The sequence below is a fragment of the Caballeronia sp. INML3B genome, from assembly GCF_023631305.1.
GTDB lineage: Bacteria > Pseudomonadota > Gammaproteobacteria > Burkholderiales > Burkholderiaceae > Caballeronia > Caballeronia turbans.
Window position 1 is genome coordinate 68327 of sequence record NZ_JALQDI010000070.1, and the last position, 20793, is coordinate 89119.

The 20793-nt window shown below is 63.0% G+C and carries 16 protein-coding genes; 15 read left to right on the forward strand and 1 reads right to left on the reverse strand.

What is annotated here, in order from left to right:
* The first annotated feature begins 281 nt into the window (after positions 1-281).
* The 6 genes from NCS58_RS28685 (at position 282) to asnB (ending at position 6859) form a co-directional block, all read left to right on the forward strand.
* Entirely contained in the window at positions 282-710 is a 429-nt protein-coding gene (locus tag NCS58_RS28685) for an NUDIX domain-containing protein (protein ID WP_250478075.1), read from the forward strand.
* A 204-nt stretch (positions 711-914) separates the two neighbouring features.
* A complete protein-coding gene (locus NCS58_RS34235; RefSeq protein WP_284502443.1) occupies positions 915-1043 on the forward strand; it encodes a hypothetical protein in 129 nt (42 codons plus the stop codon).
* Between the two features lie 464 nt (positions 1044-1507).
* Positions 1508-1696 (forward strand): hypothetical protein, encoded by a 189-nt coding sequence (locus NCS58_RS28690; RefSeq protein ID WP_143756365.1) that lies wholly within the window; start codon positions 1508-1510, stop codon positions 1694-1696.
* A 331-nt stretch (positions 1697-2027) separates the two neighbouring features.
* Positions 2028-3386: a hypothetical protein gene (locus NCS58_RS28695; RefSeq protein WP_061119533.1), complete on the forward strand. Its 1359-nt coding sequence runs from the start codon at positions 2028-2030 to the stop codon at positions 3384-3386.
* A gap of 271 nt (positions 3387-3657) precedes the next feature.
* Positions 3658-4791, forward strand: coding sequence for a glycosyltransferase (locus tag NCS58_RS28700; RefSeq protein WP_061119534.1), 1134 nt, complete (start codon positions 3658-3660; stop codon positions 4789-4791).
* Positions 4792-4837: 46 nt separating this feature from the next.
* Positions 4838-6859, forward strand: a complete 2022-nt coding sequence (gene asnB / locus NCS58_RS28705; protein ID WP_250478076.1) for an asparagine synthase (glutamine-hydrolyzing) — start codon at positions 4838-4840, stop codon at positions 6857-6859.
* A gap of 496 nt (positions 6860-7355) precedes the next feature.
* On the opposite strand, the gene NCS58_RS28710 is transcribed toward asnB, so the two are convergent.
* Positions 7356-8480: a glycosyltransferase gene (locus NCS58_RS28710; RefSeq protein WP_061119536.1), complete on the reverse strand. Its 1125-nt coding sequence runs from the start codon at positions 8478-8480 to the stop codon at positions 7356-7358.
* Positions 8481-9261: 781 nt separating this feature from the next.
* Here NCS58_RS28710 and NCS58_RS28715 point away from each other — a divergent pair.
* The 9 genes from NCS58_RS28715 (at position 9262) to NCS58_RS28755 (ending at position 20776) form a co-directional block, all read left to right on the forward strand.
* Positions 9262-11502: a polysaccharide biosynthesis tyrosine autokinase gene (locus NCS58_RS28715; protein ID WP_061119537.1), complete on the forward strand. Its 2241-nt coding sequence runs from the start codon at positions 9262-9264 to the stop codon at positions 11500-11502.
* A 94-nt stretch (positions 11503-11596) separates the two neighbouring features.
* A complete protein-coding gene (gene tviB, locus NCS58_RS28720) occupies positions 11597-12874 on the forward strand; it encodes a Vi polysaccharide biosynthesis UDP-N-acetylglucosamine C-6 dehydrogenase TviB (protein ID WP_061119538.1) in 1278 nt (425 codons plus the stop codon).
* 117 nt (positions 12875-12991) lie between these two features.
* Complete coding sequence (locus tag NCS58_RS28725) at positions 12992-14203, forward strand: glycosyltransferase family 4 protein (protein ID WP_061119585.1); 1212 nt, start codon at positions 12992-12994, stop codon at positions 14201-14203.
* Positions 14196-15269 carry an SDR family oxidoreductase gene (locus tag NCS58_RS28730; protein WP_061119539.1) on the forward strand — a complete coding sequence of 358 codons (1074 nt, stop codon included), beginning with the start codon at positions 14196-14198 and terminating at the stop codon, positions 15267-15269. The genes NCS58_RS28725 and NCS58_RS28730 overlap by 8 nt, the downstream gene beginning before the upstream one ends.
* Positions 15266-16435, forward strand: a complete 1170-nt coding sequence (locus tag NCS58_RS28735) for a glycosyltransferase family 4 protein (RefSeq protein WP_061119540.1) — start codon at positions 15266-15268, stop codon at positions 16433-16435. The genes NCS58_RS28730 and NCS58_RS28735 overlap by 4 nt, the downstream gene beginning before the upstream one ends.
* A 10-nt stretch (positions 16436-16445) precedes the next feature.
* Positions 16446-17609 (forward strand): glycosyltransferase family 4 protein, encoded by a 1164-nt coding sequence (locus NCS58_RS28740; RefSeq protein ID WP_061119541.1) that lies wholly within the window; start codon positions 16446-16448, stop codon positions 17607-17609.
* Positions 17609-18628: a hypothetical protein gene (locus NCS58_RS28745; protein ID WP_061119542.1), complete on the forward strand. Its 1020-nt coding sequence runs from the start codon at positions 17609-17611 to the stop codon at positions 18626-18628. The genes NCS58_RS28740 and NCS58_RS28745 overlap by 1 nt, the downstream gene beginning before the upstream one ends.
* Before the next feature lie 46 nt (positions 18629-18674).
* Entirely contained in the window at positions 18675-19757 is a 1083-nt protein-coding gene (locus tag NCS58_RS28750) for a hypothetical protein (protein WP_250478077.1), read from the forward strand.
* A 5-nt stretch (positions 19758-19762) separates the two neighbouring features.
* Positions 19763-20776, forward strand: coding sequence for a polysaccharide deacetylase family protein (locus tag NCS58_RS28755; RefSeq protein ID WP_250478078.1), 1014 nt, complete (start codon positions 19763-19765; stop codon positions 20774-20776).
* The last annotated feature ends 17 nt before the right edge of the window (positions 20777-20793 follow it).

Below are 20793 nucleotides of genomic sequence, written 5' to 3' on the forward strand. Positions count from 1 at the left end.
TTATCGCAGTAGGCAACGCCGACCAGCGAACTCTCATGCCCAACCCCGCGCATGCGGGACTTTTTTCCGATCGCGGCTCGTCGTGCAGCGCACATACGTGGGACATCACGCATTGCGAAGCGCGACGAACCCTGTGAAGATCGAGCGTGCACGCCAGTTCACGCTTGAGCTCGACGCGACGGTGAAATCAAAATGGCACGCCGCGCGTCGTATCGCACCATCGAATCCAACAACGAATTGGGGTGCAACACGGAGAGACGGGGATGAGAGAACGAGCAACAGTGCTGCTGGTTCGTCACCAGTCAGTACTGCTGGTCCGGGAACGCGGCGGACCGTGGTTGCTGCCGGGCGGCGCGGTGGCATTCGACGAACTGACGATTATTGCGGCGATCCGAGCGCTGCACGAAGACACCGGGGTGCAGGCGAGCGCCGCCGCTTTTCTGTTTCAGCAGGCATCGGCGCATCATCTGCATCATGTCTTTCGCATCGCGATACCGGACGACGTCCATCTGCGGCCGAAAGCCGGAGCCAGATTCCATGAGCTATTTTGGGTGGAGGCGCATCAGCTCGCGCATGTCAGCGCGACTCCGGGCACCCGGGCGATCCTGACGCGCGCAATGGGCGGCGGCCGTGAGTCCACGCGGCACGCGTGGAGCAACGGTGGGGTGGAGCAGGAGGCCGCGGCCGGTTTTGGGAGGCGCGGCCGCTAAGTCGCTTCGGCTTGTTTCCAGCTAACTGTATTTCTTGTCTGCGCAAACCACGCAGGCGCGTACTTCGCTGCGAAATGAATACTTTTTCGGCGACGTTGGGCCTATGCTACCGTTTGAACGGTTGCGGGCGCTCGAGCGAAGGTCGAGCGCCCGCACCTGCCATTGAGCAACGGAAGCATTCGCCCCTGATTGGCGGAGGAAACCATGAAGCTCGTCAGCATGTTTGCCGGAACCGTCGGATTCGTGGCCGTCGTCGGCCTTTCCTTATTGGCCGTTGCGGACATTCTCTTGACGCCATCCGACAAACCCGCAGAGAAAGAACGGCTCGCGTAACACGGCGCTTTCTTTCAGACCGCCGAATGACCGTTTAATTGTCGGTCAAATCGATGAGCCGGCTGTCCATGAAACGTCGAATTTCAGTTGAAGGCATTCGAATGCGAAATGCTGTCTTTCTATAACCAGACGACAGTGATAATGAGCGATGCATCATAATTCCATTATCGCGGACGCCCTTTGCTCCGGCGGCGCGACGATGCCAGGCCCGGCGGGGCAAGGGCCAAGTGCCGCCGGGCGCGGCGCGCGTCGACGGTCGATCGAACAGACCTGCTTTCACCCCTTTGTTCAGGGATTTGCGCGCGTCGGATGCATCCGAAAATCATGCCTACAGTTCGCATGCCGGAAATCGGCGAATTTGAGATGTGATATAATCGTCGATAAATCAAAGTTCATTCGGTCAAAACTTTCAGTCACGGGTTTTATCAAATGCTTGATTCAACGCGTATGAGCGCGGAGGAAGCATGTCAGTAGTCGGTGTCATAGGCGCAATTGTTTTTTTCGCAATAATCGGTCTTGCATTGCTGGCCGTGATCGAAATTATCTTTTCGCCTTTTGCCAAACATAAGGCAAATGAAACGAGCAAGCACGGCCACAAGCGGCCGACCTGGTATCGCAGGCGCGAAGTCGCCGTGCGCCGCGACGAGCCCTGATCGACGCCAAATTTTCCTGATCCGCCAACAGCTTAGCGTACCCTCCCGAGCCGGCTGACACAGCCGCCACCAGCCTGCCGATCATGAAGCAGTGCCATATTTTCGGCACATCCGTTCAAATCCCTCGCATTAATTAGCTCTCGCAACTGTGCGATAACGCACCGCACGCGCTTTCCCCAGACTCTAGTCTTTCTTCGCCGGCACACGCATGAAATGGACTGTTCATCATTTCAAAAGCGCCGGACCACAACACATATAAAGACAGTTAAGCGTTTAGCTAAAGACCTGCATCGGGTCGACTGGCGAATGGCTGCTGTCTGAGGGAAAAGAAATGGCGCAACCCGCATATCCTTCCGTGCTTGAATGGTGGACGCGCGTCGAAAAGCGGCTCTATGGTGACTCGGACGAGACTCCGCAGAGCCGCTCTCTTGTCCGTGCACCGATCATGGTCTTGTACGACGGCTGTGAGAACATCGAAGCGCTGTGGAAAGCGCTGCTCCAATGCCGAACGCCGCATATCCAGGTTGTTTGGAAGTCGCCCGAGTCGGACGAAATGCGTCTGCTGGCGGAGTCGTATGTCGCGATACCGGAGAAGCTCTTCTTCCTGAAGTCGCTTCAGACGAGCCTGCGGCGTGTCGCCGTTCTCGTCGGGCGGGCGCAGAAGCGTCTGGAGTCCGCTTCGTCGCCGCGTGACTTTCCGCTCGTCAAGGCGAAGGCGCAGCCGGCGCGACTTTCGGCTCTCACGTCGGCGTGCTTCGCGTTGCGGCATCTCGGCCGCAAGGTGCTGAATCAGCCGCTCAAGCTGCTGGTGCAGCGCGGACACTGGGTGCTGGCGTACCGTCGCACCGACACGCCCTCCGAGTTGCGCGCGGGGAGCAGTGTCGACGGTGACGAAAGCCGCAACTGGGTCACGCTTCCCGGCATGACGTCGCAATTTCACGCCGACCCGTTCCTCTGGCGCGGCAAGAACGGCGACTACCATCTGTTCTTCGAGAGCCTTCCCTACGACACGAACCGCGGGACGATCAGCCATATTGCGTTCGATCCGGTCAAGCAGACATGGCAGGAGACGCCGCGCGTCGTGCTCGACAAGAGCTATCACCTGTCGTACCCGTTTCTCTTCGAGCACGAAGGCGAGGTCTTCATGATTCCGGAGACCTGCGGCAATCGCACGATCGAGATGTATCGGGCCGCTTCATTCCCGACCGACTGGGCGCTGCACAAGGTGATCATGCGCGATGTCGTCGCCGCCGATACGACGCTCCATCACGACGGCAAGACCTGGTGGATGTTCACGAGCATCACCGAAGAGGGCGGATCGAACTGGGACGAACTGTCGATCTTCTATTCGGATAGCCCGTTCGGCGAATGGACCGCGCATCCGATGAACCCGGTCGTCTCCGACTGCCGTCTCGCCCGCATGGCCGGCAACCTGTTCAAGGACGCGCAGAACCGCCTGATTCGTCCCGCGCAGAATTGCGAGCGCGAATATGGCGCCGCGCTGACGTTCCGCGAGATCACCGAACTCACGACCACGACGTATGCCGAGCGGACCGTGTCGATTCGCACGCCGCCGCGCGGCCACCAGGGACTTCACACGTGGAATGCAGTCGGCGGGATCACCGTCATCGATCTGAAGACGCAGCTTCGCAAGTGGAATCCCTGGCGCGGGCCGATGAGGCGCGCATGACGCGACAGGCGCCCGTCGGCGGCTGCGCACGGGCAAGAGAACCGGCGTGTGGCACGTCGCACAGTGCGTGCCACGGCGCCGGCTTACATTGGTGATTCATCGGAGACTGGAAGCCGCATCGCGCGTTTGTCTTTAGCGCGCGTCACGCAGGTCCTCCGGCGAGGCAGCCCATCGCCATAAAACACCCGTCACAGCACCAGCATCTCCGCCAGCGGCGCGCGCGTCGGTTGCCTGGGGACGGGCCCATCGTAGAAAAACGGCAGCCGGGACCATGAAGCTTCTCCATGTCATCGTTGCGCTCAATGCGGACGGCGCTGAACGCATGCTCCAGCGACTCATCGAGTCGCACATCGAAGATCCGCGGTTTCGTCACGTCGTCTGCTCGCTCACGACGACCGGCAAGGTCGGTGAGGAACTTGCCGCTCGCGGCATCGACGTGCATAGCCTCGGCATGCGTTCGCCGCTCGGCTTTCCGCGCGCGCTGTGGCAACTCGTGAAACTGATTCGCGCAGTACGCCCCGACATCATTCAGACGTGGATGTATCACGCCGACTTTCTCGGCGGACTCGCGGGACGGCTCGCGGCGCACAAGCGCATCGTCTGGGGCGTGCGCACCACCGACGTCAGATCGGGCGGCTCGCGCGTGACCGTGCTGCTGCGCAAGGTCTGCGCGTGGCTGTCGTACTCCGTGCCGCAGGCGATCGTGTGCGCGGCCGAGGCATCGCGCCGGGCGCACGTATTGGTCGGCTATGACGCGAGCCGCATGATGGTCGTGCCGAACGGATTCGATGTCGCACGCCTTGCCGCGACGCCCGAGCAACGCGCCGCGATCCGCCAGCAATGCGGATTCGGCGATGGCACGGTCGTCGTCGGCATCCTGGGGCGTTTCCATCCGGTGAAGGATCATCAGAATTTCGTGCGCGCGGCAGGCATCCTGGCCGCGCGCCATCCCGACGTGCGTTTCATGATGGTCGGGCGCGATCTCGACGCGAACAATCGCGAGCTCGCCGACTGGATCGCGCAGACGGGATTCGCGTCGCGCTTCGTGCTGCTCGGCGAGCGGCGCGACGTGCCCGCGTGCCTGTCGGCGATGGACGTGTTCTGCCTTTCGTCGCGCACGGAGGGCTTTCCGAACGTGGTCGGCGAGGCAATGGCGATGGCGCTGCCATGCGTCGTCACCGATGTCGGCGATGCGGCCATGCTCGTCGCCAATACGGGCGTGGTTGTCGCGAAGGAAAACACCGACGCGCTCGCGGCCGGACTGTCCCGCGTCGTCGACATGACACCCGACGAGCGCATCCGTCTCGGCCAGATGGCGAAAGCGCGCATCCATGCCGAATTCACGATGATGCGCGCGCGCGAGCGTTTCGAAGATATCTACCTGCGGCTCGTCGAAGAAAAGTGAGCATCGCATAAGCGTGGCCTCTGGCCGCAACTGAAGGAGAACGAACATGTGCGGTATCGTCGGCTTTCTGGGTGGTCGCGGCATCGGCCCGGGCGACTCGAAGACAACGGTCAGGAAGATGGCGCTCGCCATCGCCTATCGCGGACCCGACGACGCGGGCGAGTGGACCGATGATCTGCGCGGCATCGCGCTCGGCCATCGCCGGCTGGCGATTCAGGATCTCTCGTCGGCGGGGCATCAGCCGATGTCATCGGGCAGCGGCCGTTATGTCATCGTCTTCAATGGCGAGATCTATAACCATCTCGATCTGCGCGATGAGCTCGAGGACACGCAGCGCGCGCCTGTCTGGCGCGGAAGTTCGGATACCGAAACATTGATGGCCGGCTTCGATGCGTGGGGCATTCAGGCGACCATCGAACGCGCGGTCGGCATGTTCGCGTTCGCCGTGTGGGACCGGCAGGAATGCCAGCTCACGCTCGCGCGCGACCGGATCGGCGAAAAACCCCTTTACTACGGCTGGCAGGGACAGGGCGAAGAAGCCGCGTTCGTGTTCGGCTCCGAGCTCAAGGGGCTGCGCGAGCATCCCGCGTTCGAGAACAACGTCGATCGCGGCGCGCTGACGCTGCAGATCCGTCACGGTTGCGTGCCGGCGCCGTATTCCATCTTCGAAGGCATCTACAAGCTTGAACCGGGCAAGATGCTCACCGTGTCGCTCGAACGGCGTGAGCCGCGCATCTGGCCGTACTGGTCCGGCGTCGAGGCGGCCGTCAACGGTGCGGCACGCGGCTTCGCGGGCAGCCCGGAGGACGCCGTCGACGAACTCGAGCACCTGCTGAGCGATGCGATCCGCCAGCAGATGCTCTCCGACGTGCCGCTCGGCGCGTTCCTCTCGGGCGGCGTGGACTCGTCGACCATCGTCGCGCTGATGCAGAAGCAATCGTCGCGTCCGGTGAAGACGTTCACGATCGGCTTCAACGAAAGCGACTTCGACGAAGCGAAGCTCGCGAAGGCCGTCTCGGCGCATCTCGGCACCGACCATACGGAGTTGTACGTGACGGCGCGTGAGGCGCTCGACGTCATTCCGCGTCTGCCCGAACTCTACGACGAACCGTTCGCCGATTCGTCGCAGATACCGACGTTCCTCGTGTCGCAGCTCGCCAGGCAACACGTGACGGTCTCGCTGTCCGGCGACGCCGGCGACGAGCTCTTCTGCGGCTATCAGCGCTACCGGACCGCACCCGACATGTGGGACAAGATGACGGTGCTGCCAGCGGCGCTGCGCAAGCTGGCGGCATCGGGCATCGTCGGGATATCGCCGAAGCGCTGGAACAGCATGGCGGGGCTGATGGAACCGATTCTGCCGTCGTCGCTGCGCGGCGTGAAAGTCGGCGACAAGCTGCACAAGGGCGCGCAACTGCTGTCGTGCCAGTCGCGCGACGAGGTTTATCTGCACCTGATGTCGCAATGGAACGACCCGGCCGCGCTCGTGATCGGCGGTCACCAGCCGCCGACGCTGATGACCGGCAACGCGCCGGCCTTCACCGGCCTCGACGACGTGCAGCGCATGATGGCGCTCGACATGATCACCTATCTGCCCGACGACATTCTCACGAAGGTCGATCGCGCCGCGATGGGCGTCTCGCTCGAAACGCGCGTGCCGTTCCTCGATCATCGTGTCGTGGAGTTCGCGTGGCGCCTGCCGCAGTCGATGAAGGTGCGCGACGGACAAACCAAATGGGCGCTGCGCCAGGTGCTTTATCGTCATGTGCCGCGCGCGATGATCGAGCGGCCCAAGCAGGGCTTCGGCGTGCCGATCACGCACTGGCTGCGCGGCGAGCTGCGCGACTGGGCCGAAGCGCTGCTCGACGCATCGCGGCTGCGTCGCGAGGGCTTCTTCGATCCGACGATCGTGCGGGCGAAATGGCAGCAGCATCTGTCGGGCGAGCAGAACTGGCACCGGCAGTTGTGGAACGTGCTGATGTTCCAGCAGTGGCTCGAGCATCAGCATGCTTCGTCGATCCCGCTGTTCACGTCGCCTGCGGCCGATCTCGCTGGCATGGAGAGCTGATATCGTTGCGCGGCGCATGCGCGCCGCGCGTGACGACATCCATGACGAAAGGCCCTGGTCTACCGGACCAGGGCCTTTTGCCTGGGCGCACACGCCTGCGATCTTCTCCCGGTTTCATGATGGGCAAATATGGGCAGGCGTAGCCGATGCGCTGCCGATTACGGCATCGGCACGGGCGTCTCCTTGCGCGCACACGCCCGCGATCGACGCGCCTGATTCTCCCCGTTTCATCAAGGGCGAACATGGGCAGGGCGTGGTTACGCCATCGCCGAATCTGTCAGGCCCCGGCCGGATGACGAACGGCCTTTTGTTCGTGCGCGAACGCCTGCGATCGACGCGCCCGATTCCCCCGTTTCCCGTTGAGAGAATCCACGAAGAGCGTGGTCGACGCTCGGCTCACGAGGGCACCGCCAAAGCAAAAGGCCCCGGTCTGATCGACCAGGGCCTTTCGTCTTTCTGCCATTCTCCGGCGCGCCTCGCGCCCGGAATTGCACGCCTACTTGTGATGCTGCTCGGGAACGGCGCGGGGAACGACGGGCTGTCTGCTGCCCACCAGCCAGCGCGGCGTCTTGAACCGGACGATCGCGGTGTACAGCCAGACATACGCGACGGCGAACACGACCGCGGTCACCGCGAGCACCACCGGGTTGTGCCAGAAGAGCGAGGCCGGCACGATGCCGATCATGCTCAGCACCCACAGATACGGCGACGTCCGCGCGTTTCTGCGCTGACGCTGACGCGGGTCGGAGCCTTTGCGCACGATACGCTTGAAAATCAGCGTATGCAGGTGGATGCCATCGGGCGCGCCGACCGGCCGGCCGCGCACGATCCTGCGGCGGTAGATCGAGAACAGCGTTTCGAAGAGCGGATAGATCGCCACGACCATGGCATACCACGCGCAGACGCTCGGGTGGCGGGCGACCAGCAGCACGAGCAGCTCCGCGATCGTGAAGCCGATGAAGTACGCACCGCCGTCACCGAGAAAAATCGACGCCGCGGGATAGTTCCAGATCGCAAAGCCGCCGATCGCACCGATCATCGTGAGCGCGGTGCTCATCACGAGCAGGTCGCCGACTTCATGCGCGACATAGCCGATCGAACCGAAGATCAGAATCGCCACGACTGCGGCGAGCCCGTTGAAACCGTCGATGATGTTGACCGCATTGGTGAGGCCCGCGACCGCGAGCACCGTCAGGCCGATCGCGATGGGCGCGACGGAGAGAATCGGATCGACGAGCGGAAGGTCCACGCGGCTGACCACGCCGTTGAGCAGGAACGCGCCCAGGAGCGCCGCGAGCATCGCACTGAGAAGGCGTGCACGAACACTCACGCGCTTGGTCAGATCCTCGATCACGCCACTCGCAAATGCCGGCGCCGCACAGAGCAGCAGCAGCAGGGACTCCTCACGCGGATTACCCCCGAAAATCGCGGCGATGGGAAAGGTCACGCAGGCCGCAACCATCAGCGCGATGCCGCCGATTCTCGGCACCGGATGAGAATGATTCTTTTGAACCCCGTTCAAATCGTGATCCAGGGAAAGCGCCCCGTAGCGTCCCGCGAATCGAACTATAAGTAGCGTCATGCAGAAAGAACTGATGAAGCCAAGCGCAAGGTTTAACATTTTTTTCACTCACGAAGAGGGCGCATCTCTTTTCGAATATCAAAACCCGAAAACGTATGGTAGGTACAACCCCCGCCATTGTCCACGCATTTATGGCGCTTTAATGTGTGAAACCGAGCCTATCGGGATTATATCGGGACTTCCCCCGATTATTCATACAAACCGGCTTTTAAAATCCCGTTAAAACACGATTTTCATATAACGGACTTAAAAAATCGCTTTAGAGAAATCGTGCGTCGTCGGTGCGCAAGCCCACTTTCGGGCGCATTTTCTTCGTGGGGCCGGTACGTTTTGCCGCGGCAAAAGGCCGTCAGGTCGTCTCTACGCCTAGCATAGGCTAAAAGAACCACGGCGGCAGGCGAAAAAATGTCCGCAAATCGAACCCCGGCTAAACCGGCTTTCTTCATAAAATTAGCAGTTCGATTAAAAGCGATTATATGTGCGGTGGCGCGCATACAGCAATACGCGTTGTGATAGCTTCCGATTTGCTCAAATGGCCCGCATACTCAATAAATTCTTAAAAGTGGGTTATAGAACACTCGATCGCGTTGAAAGGTTCGTTAAACAACAAAAATCGTCTGTTGGAATTTCTCTTTTTTTGAGTCGTGTGTTTCAATACGACTGCAATGCCGGGGCGGGATTTTAACGGCTCCGAATGTCGACCTGAATTCAAGAATAAGGAAATAGTGTTTGCGCCCCTTTGGGCGCGCTGCAAGTGTTTCGATCCGCATCCGGTGCGCATGTCGCGCCGGTCCCATAAGAGCCTGTAACGAGACGTTCCATGAAAGTTAAAAATCAGGCGTCAGCCGTAACGGCCGAGACCGACAAAGAGATCGAGCTCACGTCGATTCTCGAAACGCTGGGCCGTCACTGGAAGATGATCGCGACGACCGTGGCGGTCGTCTTCAGCATCGGGGTGGTGTACGCGTATTTCTCCGCGCCGATTTACCAGGCCGGCATGCTGGTCCGCGTCGACGACTCGACCGCCGCGCCGCCGACCGATTCACGCGACATGGTAAGAACCGCTGCCGCGATGTTCGACCAGCGGGCGACGGCCGAAGGCGAGATCCAGGTCATCGGCTCCAAGTTCGTGCTCGGACCCGTCGTCGATGCCCTCAAGCTGTATATCCAGGCCGCGCCGCATCGCTTCCCGCTGATCGGCGGGATGGTCGCGCGCATGAACGACGAAACGTCGACGCCGGGTCTCTTCGGCCGTGGCGGCTACGCCTGGGGCGCCGAATCGATCGACGTGTCCGCGTTCGACGTGCCGAAGAAGTTCGAAGGCAAGGAATACACGCTGCGCTATCTCGGCAACGGCCAGTATCAGGTTCGCGGTCCGGGCGTCGAAACGGGCGTCGGCGGCCAGGTCGGCACCGTGCAGCGCTTCGACACGGAAGCGGGCCCGATCTCGCTGCTCGTCGGCTTCATTCACGGCGAGAAGGGCGTCGAATTCGATCTCACGCGTAATTCGCGCACGTCCGCCATCGACCGGCTGCAGAACTCGCTGACGATCGCCGAGCAGGGCAACAAGTCGGGCGTGATCAGCACGTCGCTGGAAGGCAAGGATCCGGTGCTCGTGGCGGCGATCATCAACGAACTCTCGCAGATGTACGTCCGGCAAAACGCCGATCGCCGCGGGATCAACGCCGCGAAGTCGCTCGAGTATCTCGAGCAGCAGTTGCCCGACGCGAAACGTCAGATGGAAACGGCCGAGGACAACTACAACGCCTATCGCAACAGCCGCACGCTGTTCAATCCGGACGAAGAAGGCCGCATCGTCATGCAGCAGGCTTCGCAGGCGGACGCCCAGTTGCTCGACCTGAAGCGCCGCCGTTCGGACCTGGCAGTTCACTTCTCGCCGTCGCATCCGAGCGTGGTGGTGATCGACCAGCAGATTGCGGCGACCGAGAAGTACATCAACGACCTCGCAGCGCGCGTCAAGGCGATGCCGGCAGCCGAGCAGGGCGCGCTTCGCCTGCAACGCGACGTGCGCGTGAGCACCGATGTGTATTCGGCGTTGCGCAACAACATCGAAACGATGCGCCTGATCAGGGCCGGCCGCGTGCCGACCGTGGAACTGCTCGACCGCGCCGAAGTGCCCGAGCGTCCCGTCAAGCCGGTCAAGGCGCTGGTGCTCGTGATCGCAGCAGGCCTCGGACTCTTCATCGGCATCGTGCTCGCCTTCGCTCGCGACTTCCTGTTCAAGGGCGTGCTCGACCCGAAGGAACTGGAATCGAAGACGGGTCTTTCGGTATTCGCGACGATTCCGGACAGCGAACGCCAGAAGGAACTCGCGAAGCGCATCGCCGACAAGCGGCCCGAACAGCTCGCGCTCGCCTCGCGTTACCCGACGGACCCGGCCGTGGAAGGCCTGCGCATGATGCGCTCCTCCCTCCACTACGCGTTGATGGATGCGCCGAACAACGTCGTGATGCTGGCGGGCCCGCTGCCGGGTATCGGCAAGTCGTTCGTGTCGGCGAATCTCGCGACGCTGCTCGCGGCCGGCGGCAAGCGCGTGCTGCTCGTCGATTGCGACCTGCGCCGCGGCCACCTGAACCAGTACTTCGGCCTGCCGCGCGGCAAGGGGCTCGTCGATATCGTCAACGGCTCCAGCACGCTCGAAGAGACCGTGCATCGCTCGGTGCTGAACAACCTCGACTTCGTGCAGTGCGGCTTCTATCCGCCGGACCCGGCCGAGCTGCTCCTGTCGAACGCGTTCACGGAATCGGTGAGCCGCGCATCGGAGCAATACGACATCGTGCTGCTCGACGCGCCGGCGATCCTGGCGGTGTCCGACACGGCGATCATGGCGCCCGTCGCGGGTTCGATCTTCCTGGTCGCGCGTTATGGGGATACGCGCTCCGGGGAAATCTCGGAGTCCGTGAAGCGGCTTGAACAGTCGGGCGCAAGCGTCACCGGCGTACTGCTCAACGGCTTCAAGGTGCATTACGGCAACTACGCCCAGGCGCGTCAGTACGGCGGCTACGCCTACGCTGCCTACAAGGCCGAGAAGGCTGACTAGAGGCTGACTCATCCGGCATGCGCTCCTGCCGGACCCCGAATCAAAAAGTAGTACTAAACAAACGTCCTGAGTCGTATAACGAGGAGAAGTGAATATGTTCTCGCCGCATGAGTTGAAACTCGGCATCGTGGGCCTGGGCTATGTCGGCCTGCCGCTCGCCGTTGAATTTGGAAAGCGTCATCCCGTCGTGGGCTTCGATATCAACCGCGCGCGCATCAACGCGCTGCGCGAAGGCCGCGACGTGACGCTCGAAGTCGACGATGCCGAGCTGGCCTCCGCGACGTTCATGCAATACAGCGCCGAAGTCGAAGACTTGCGCAGCTGCACCGTCTTCATCGCCACCGTGCCGACGCCGATCGATCACTACAAGCGTCCGGACCTCTCGCCGCTGATCGGTGCATCGACGACCATCGGCAGCGTGCTGAAGAAGGGCGATGTCGTCATTTATGAATCGACGGTTTATCCCGGCGCGACCGAGGAAGAATGCGTGCCCGTGCTCGAGAAGATGTCGGGCCTGAAATTCAACGAGGACTTCTTCGTCGGCTACAGCCCGGAGCGGATCAACCCGGGCGACAAGTCGCACCGTCTGCCGGACATCAAGAAGGTCACGTCCGGCTCGACGCCCGAAGTGGCCGACTTCGTCGACGAGCTGTATCGCGGCATCATTACCGCGGGCACGCACAAGGCGAGCAGCATCCGCGTCGCCGAGGCGGCCAAGGTGATCGAGAACACGCAGCGCGACGTCAACATCGCGCTCATCAATGAACTCTCGATCATCTTCAACAAGATGAATATCGATACCGAATCCGTGCTGCTCGCGGCCGGCACGAAGTGGAACTTCATCCCGTTCCGCCCGGGCCTCGTCGGCGGCCACTGCATCGGCGTAGACCCGTACTACCTGACGCACAAGGCGCAGGCGATCGGCTACCACCCGGAGATCATTCTCGCGGGGCGGCGTCTGAACGACAGCATGGGCAATTACGTCGTCTCGCAACTCGTGAAGACGATGACCAAGCGCGATATCGCCATCTCCGGTGCGCGCGTGCTCATCATGGGCCTCACCTTCAAGGAAAACTGCCCGGACCTGCGCAATACGCGCGTGGTCGACATCATCGCCGACCTCAAGGAATACGGCGTCCAGGTCGATGTGTACGACCCGTGGGTGTCGAAGGAAGAGTCGCGGCACGAGTACGGCATCGATCCGATCGAGCAGCCGGCCAAGGGCGCGTACGACGCGATCGTGCTCGCCGTCGCGCACCAGCAGTTCGCCGAAGAAGGCGCGGAAGGCATCCACGCATACGGCAAGGCGAAGCACGTGCTGTGCGACCTCAAGTACATCCTGCCGCTCGAGTCGAGCGACATGCGTCTCTGAGGCTCGGTGGCATCGGCGTGACTGCCGATGCAGGCCGTCGCACAACATCGCCGCGGTTCGGCCCTCGACATTCGGGGGTTGCCCGCGGCGATGTCAACCGGACGTTCGGAGTTCGCAATGAAGATGCCCAAGGTAGTTCTGTACGCCAACACCGATTGGTATCTATATAACTTTCGCCTTTCGTTCGCTCGCAGACTGCGCGATGCGGGTTTCGAAGTCATTCTGTTGTCACCCGACGGCGAGTACGGCCCGAAGCTGCGCGATCTCGGTTTTCGCTGGCACGCGGTGCCGATGAACCGTCGCAGCCTGAATCCGCTTCGCGAACTGGCGCTCGTGCTGTGGCTCGCGCGCTTCTTCCAGCGCGAAAAGCCGCAGCTCGTGCACGGCTTCACGATCAAGAGCGCGGTGTACGGCTCGTTCGCGAGCAAGCTCGCCGGCGTCCCCGCGCGCGTGAACGCGGTCGCGGGCATGGGCTACGTCTTCACGAGCCGCGACCTCAAGGCGCGTATCCTGAAGCCGGTCGTGCGCCAGGTGATGCGCACGGCGCTGAACGGCCGCGACAGCATTCTCGTCCTGCAGAATCCGGACGACATCAAGCTGTTCGAGGCCGCGCGCATCGTCGAGACGCAGGGGATCCGCCTCATCAAGGGATCGGGGGTCGATCTGACGCGCTTCAAGGTGCGCGAGGAATCGGCCGAAGACGCGGGCAAGCCGCTGCGCATCCTGCTGGCGGCGCGGCTCGTGTGGGACAAGGGTATCGAGGAATACGTCGAGGCGGCGCGCATGTTGCGGCGCGAGAATCGCACCGTGCGCTTCCTTCTCGCGGGCTCGCCCGATGACGGGAATCCGGCGTCGGTGAGCACGGCGATGGTGCAGGGCTGGGTGAAGGAAGGGCTCGTCGAATGGCTCGGCCATGTGAGCGACATGCCGAAACTCTTCACCGAAGTGGATGTAATGGTGCTGCCGAGCTATCGCGAAGGCTTGCCGAAAGCGCTGATCGAAGCCGCCGGCTGCGCGCTGCCGCTCATCACGACCGATGCGCCGGGCTGCCGCGAAGTGGTCAGCGAGTCGGGTGTGGATGGCTTGCAGGTGCCGGTGCGCGACGCCCGCGCGCTCGCCGACGCGATTCGCCAGCTCGACGACGACCGCGCGCTCGCGAGAAAGCTCGGCCTCGCCGCGCGGGAAAAGGCACTGAAGAATTTCGACGAACGCATCGTCATCGAGAAGACGCTGGCCGTGTATCGCGAGCTGGTGCCCTCGATCGCGATCGAAGGCGAGCGCCGCGAACATGCCGCGCCCGTCGGTAATCTTGGAGACTTTCATGTCTGATCGTTACGAATCGATCCGCCAGCAACTGACGCGCGCTCCGCGCAAGTGGCTGATCACCGGCGTGGCCGGGTTCATCGGCTCGAACCTGCTCGAAGCGCTTCTCAAGCTCGACCAGGAAGTCGTCGGGCTCGACAACTTCGCGACGGGCCATCAGCGCAATCTGGACGAAGTGCGCTCGCTCGTGAGCCCCGCGCAATGGAACCGTTTCAGCTTCATCGAGGGCGACATCCGCAATCTCGACGATTGCCGCGCCGCGGTGAAGGGCGCCGCCCACGTGCTGCACGAAGCCGCGCTCGGCTCGGTGCCGCGTTCCGTGAACGATCCGATCACGACGCACGAAGTCAACATCAGCGGCTTTCTGAACATGCTCGTCGCCGCGCGCGACGCGAAGGTGGAGAGCTTTACCTACGCGGCGTCGAGCTCGACGTATGGCGATCATCCGGGCTTGCCCAAAGTCGAGGATCGTATCGGCCAGCCGCTGTCGCCGTACGCGGTGACGAAATACGCGAACGAGCTGTACGCATCGGTGTTTGCGCGCACGTATGGCCTGAACGCCATCGGCCTGCGTTACTTCAATGTCTTCGGCAAGCGTCAGGACCCGGACGGCGCGTATGCGGCCGTGATTCCGAAGTGGACGGCCGCGCTCATCGACGACGAGCAGGTGACCATCAACGGCGACGGCGAAACGAGCCGCGACTTCTGCTTTATCGATAACGTCGTGCAGATGAACATCCTCGCGGCGCTGTCCGACGCGGCGGCGCGCAACCAGGTCTACAACGTCGCGGTCGGCGATCGCACGACGCTCAATCAGCTGTACGACGCGCTGAAGCGCGTGCTCGCCGAGAACGGCGTGCCGAACGACGGCAGCCCGGTGTACGCGCCGTTCCGCGCCGGCGACGTGCGCCATTCGCAGGCCAACGTCGACAAGGCCGCGCAGTTGCTGGGCTACGCGAACGCCATTGCGCTTGCGGACGGGCTCGCGATCGCGATGCCGTGGTACATCCGCTTCCTTTCCGAGCGGCGGCTCGTGCCGGCGGAAGCCGACATGGCGGCGAGGCCCGCATGAAGATCGTCGTTTTCATCTACTCGATGCACGGCGGCGGCGCGGAGCGCGTCACCGCCAATCTCGCGAACGAGTGGGCGGCGCTCGGCTGGGAAGTGACCGTCGTCACGCTGACGGCCGGTGAGGGCGACGTCTATCCGTTCCATCCGCGCGTGAAGCGCATCGAGCTCGGACTCGCGGGCGGCGTCGAAGGCGGCGGCATGCTGCGAACGGTGATGGCGAACCTGAAGCGCGTCCTCGCCTTCCGCAAGGTGCTGCGTGAGACGAAGCCGACGGTTGCGCTCGGCGTCATGGCGACCGCCAACGTGCTCGCCGTTCTCGCGGGCATCGGCCTGCCCTACAAGATCATCGCGAGCGAGCACACGCATCCGCCGCGCGCACCGCTCACGCCGTTCTGGGAGCGTCTGCGGCTGCTGACGTACCGCTTCGCGGACAAGGTCGTCGCGCTCACCGACGAAACCCGCGAATGGATCGAAACGCATTGCCGTTGCACCGACGTCAAGGTGATTCCGCCGCCGTTCACGCTGCCGATCGCGCGGACGAATCCGGTCATCGAGCCGCGCAGCGTCGTCGGTGACGAGCGCCGCGTGTTGCTCGCGGTCGGACGGCTGTCGCCTGAAAAGGGCTTCGACAGTCTCATCGACGCGTTCAGGAAAATCGCCGGCGCGCTGCCGCAATGGGATCTCGTGATCGTCGGGGAAGGCCTGGCGCGCGCGAGTCTCGAGCGGCGCCTAGAGGAGGCAAGGCTGCGCGGCCGCGTGTTCCTGCCGGGCCGCGCCGGCAACGTGGCGGACTGGTACGAGCGCGCGGATCTCTACGTGCTGAGCTCGCACTTCGAAGGCTTCTCGATGACGCTCGTCGAAGCGATGGCGAGCGGCTGCGCGGCCGTCAGCTACGACTGCGATTCCGGCCCGCGCGTGATCGTCACGCACGGCACGAACGGCCTGCTCGTGAATCCGGTGGGCGATGCGGCCGCGCTCGCGAAGTCGCTCGAAACGCTGATGAGGGACGACGCCGAGCGTCATCGCATGGCGTTGTGCGCGACATCGGTCAACGAGACCTTCGCGCTGCCGAAGACCATCGCGCTGTGGCAGGAAGTGTTCGAAGAGTCCGGCGTGAAGGTTCCGCGGCGCGCGGCGGACCTGCGCGTTCCCGTTGCCGAGCGATGAGGAGCCGCCCATGAAAATCATGCTCGTCGTCAGTTCGATGGGAAGCGGCGGCGCCGAGCGCGTCGCGGCTTCGCTCGTCAATGCGTGGGCGCAACGCGGCGACACCGTGACGCTCGTCATCACGTACAGCGGCCGCGGCGCGTGCTTCTATCCGCTCGCGGAGAACGTGCGCTGCATCTTTCTCGCCGATCGCGTGAAGGCCGGCGCGCGCATGCTGCAATATCCCGCGCGGTTCCGCGCATTGCGCGCGCTCATCCGCGAGAGCGCGCCGGATGTCGTCGTGTCGTTTCTCTCGAACGTGAACATCACGACGATTCTCGCCACCCGCGGGCTCGGCGTTCCGGTGATCGCGTGCGAGCACATCGACCCTTCCGCCGATGGCCGCTCGCAGCTCATGAGCCAGATGTGCCGCTTCGTCTATCCGAGCGCGGATCTGCTCACGCTGCTCACGGACAACATGGAGGCATCGTTCAGGAAGATGGTGCCGCGCGTGAAGCGCATCGAGGTGGTGCCCAATCCGCTGCCGGACGAACTATTGCTGTTGCAGCCCGAGACCGTCGAGAAGAGTGCGCGCAAGCGGCTCGTCGCGGTGGGGCGTCTGAACACGCAGAAGCAGTTCGACTTGCTGATCGACGTGTTCGCGACGCTCGCGCCCGAGTTTCCAGACTGGGACTTGTGGATCTGGGGCGAAGGCCCGGAGCGCGCGGCGCTCGAAGCGCAGGTCGCCCGCTTGCAGATGGGCGAGCGCGTGCTGATGCCGGGCAAGACTACGAGTCCCTGGGAAGAAATGGCGCGCTCGGACGCGTTCGTGCTGTCGTCGCGCTATGAAGGCTTGCCGATGGCGATGCTCGAAGGCATGGCGCTCGGACTGGCGACCGTCGCGTTCGACTGCAAGAGCGGCCCGCGCGAACTGACGCGCGACGGTGAGGACGGCGTGCTCGTGCCGCCCGGCGACAAGTCCGCGCTCATCGATGCGCTGCGGCGCGTGATGTCGGACGACGCGCTGCGCGCCGAGCTCGGACGCAAGGCGGCGGCCTCGGTGCGGCAACGCTATTCGTCGCCGGCCATCCTGCGCCAGTGGGACGCCATCTTCGCGCAGCTCGGCGCGCGCACGCGTGGCGACGAAGGCAAGAGCACGGCGTATCCGCGCACCATCACGGGAGAAAAAGCGTAATGGTCGACAGGCGACGCGTGATCCACTCGCTGCTGATGGGCGCCGTCGCCGGTGGATCGGGTGCGCTCGGCCTCGGCGCGCGCGCGGCCGGACGGCGCGATGTCGTCACCGACAAGTCGTTCGGCGTCAAGGGCGATGGCAAGACCAATGACCGCGCCGCGCTGCAAACGGCCATCGACCGGTCCGTCGACCAGACGCTCCTGATCACGGGCAAGTGCCGCATCGACGAAAAGGGTCTCGATCTGCGCCGCGACAGTCACGTGCGATTCGCGCCGGGCGCGTCGATCAAGCTGCTGCCGCACGACACGTCGTTCTATTCGATGTTTCGCATCTGGGACGTGAACAACGTGCTCGTCGAAAACGCGGTGCTGGACGGCAGCAAGGAGTTGAACGCCGCGAAGCCCGAGCTGCGCGAAAACGGCCACGGCATGGGTTTTTCCATCGCCGGCAGCACGGAGGTCACGCTCGTCTCGCCGAAGACGGTCGGGTGCTGGGGCGACGGCATCTATATCGCCAACAGCTACAACGTGCCGTTCAAGTACAGCAGCGGCATCCGCGTGGTGAATCATCATGCGGACCGCTGCCGCCGGCAGGGCCTCTCGATCATCAGCGGGCGCAATATCGTGTTCGAGAATCCGCTGTGGGAGAACATCGGCGGCACGCAGCCGGAGGCGGGCATGGATGCGGAGCCGAACAGCAACGCGGACATTCTCGAGAACATCCGCATCGTCAATCCGACGACGCGCAAGTGCCGCTACGGGATCATCGTGTGGCTGGAAGAGATCGTGGGGCCGATGCCCAAGCATGTCGATATCGGCATCACGAATCATCGCGACGAAGGCGCGAGCGATGCGGCGTTCGCCGTGTCGTCGCTCAAGCTGAAAGGACGAAAGGTGTCCGGGCAGATCGCGAGCCACTCGCCGACGTGGGTCAGCCCGAGGCTTGCCACCGTCGAGAGCATCGATTACGACAAGGCGGGACCGAAGATCGTCGTCACCAACCTGAGGCTCGTGCCATGACAGCCGCGCCCACGGACAATAACTAAAGCGTATAAAGGCCAGAACGATGCAAGCAACGACAATGGACAACACGGCGCAGCAGCGCGCACCCGCGAAGCGGGTGCGCGGATTCGCGTACTTCTTGACGCCCTCCGGATGGGCGTTCCTGGTGCTGGCGACCGCCGCGATTTCGATCGTCGCGTTCCGCGAGCGCAGCGTCGGGCTGATCTTCGACCAGGAAGCGTACATCCAGTACTTCCGGTCGACGGACTGGCACTGGCTCGTGCAGTTCTATCAGAACCGCCAGTCGGACATGGGCTTTCTCATCAGCCTGATCACCGAGGAGCTCGGCTGGCGCTCGTGGGTCATATTGCTCAACGCGTTCGGCGTGACGCCCGAAGGCGGCATTCGCACGACGGTCGTGCTGCTCAACCTGATCGTGATGTACTCGCTGCTGCAGACGCGGCGGCCGCTCGTGGGCCTGCTTCTGTGGCTCGTCATTCCGTATGCGCTCGCGACCGTCGGCCTGTTCCAGATCCGGCAGGGCTTCGGGCTCGCAATTGCCATGCTGTTCACCTGCCGCTTCAACCGCCCCACGCTCGGCATGGGCCTCGCGAGCTTCGTGCACACGACCTTCGCGGTGCCCACTGCGCTGCTGCTCGCGGCGGGTTTCGGCGGCGAGAAAAAGCGCTCGCTCATCGTGGTCAGCGCGGTGGCGATCGTGCTGGCGTCGGCGGCGAAGTTCCTGTTCGCGAACTACGGCGGACGCCGTATCGACGAATACACCGGCTATCAGGAAAACTTCACGATCAAGCTGCTGGCGCTGCTGTTCTTCTACACGATGGCCTCCGTCATGGTGCTGTACTCGTCGTGGCGCTCGCCGGAAACAAAGCGGGAAATCGCCTACACGCGCCTGTCGATCATGCATTTCGGCCTGTTCGTGTATCTCGTCGTCGCGTTCTTCGTGTTCCCGTTCGCCAAGGGCCGCGTCTGGTATTGCGTGCCGCTGCTGCTGCCGTTCCTCGCGCCGGAAATCAAGTTCAAGAACGCGGCCGTTCTCGTCATCACCTTCGGCGTGTTCGTGGCCGTCGCCGCCGACGCAACGAAGAGTTATTTCGAAGGCGTCTATCACTACTTCCTGATGCCCTGACGACGATGTCCTACTTCCTGATTTCGCTCGATTTCGAATTGATGTGGGGCGTGCGCGACCATCGCTCGATCGCTACGTACGGAAAGAACATCCTCGGCGTGCGCGAGGCGATTCCGGCCATGCTCGCGATGTTCACGAAGTACCGCGTGAAGGCGACATGGGCGACGGTCGGCATGCTGCTCTTCGATAACAAGAAGGACCTGCTCGCGAATCTGCCCGACATCCGCCCGACCTATAACGATACGAAACTCAGTCCGTACGCGAACGGCTATATCGATTCGATCGGCACGGACGAGAAAAGCGATCCCTACCATTACGGCCTGTCGCTCGCGCGACAGATCGTCGATACCGAAGGCAGCGAGCTCGCAAGCCATACCTTCTGTCACTACTACTGCCTCGAAGCGGGACAGGACAAGGCGCAATTCGCCGCCGACATGCAAGCGTCCGTCGCGTCGATCCGGCGTCTCGCCGATCCGCCCGCGAGCATCGTGTTTCCGCGCAATCAGGTGAACAACGCGTACCTTTCGGTGTGCGCGGAAGCGGGACTGATCGCGTACCGGGGCACCGAACGCAACTGGATGTATCGCGAAACATCGCGCGCCGATGAAGCCGCGCTGCGCCGCGCCGCGCGTCTCGCCGATGCCTATGTCAATCTCTCGGGCGATCACGCCTTCGATCCGCGCCCTTCGGGTGGTGGGCTCGTCGATGTGCGCTCCAGCCGCTTCCTGCGTCCCTATGCGCGCAACAAGGCTGCGCTGGAATGGCTGCGCATCCATCGGATCAAGCAGTCGATGACTTCGGCGGCGCGCACGGGACGCTCGTTTCATTTGTGGTGGCATCCGCATAACTTCGGCGCGAATCTCGCCGAAAACCTCGCGGTGCTCGAAGCGGTGCTCAAGCATCAGGCGCATCTGAGAGACACCTACGGCATGCAGCCCGCGACCATGGCGGAAGTCGCGCGCGCGACGCAATCCGAAGAGAGCCGGCTTGCGGAGATGGAATTCGGCCTGTTCGTTTGACCAAGTTCGAAGAAGCA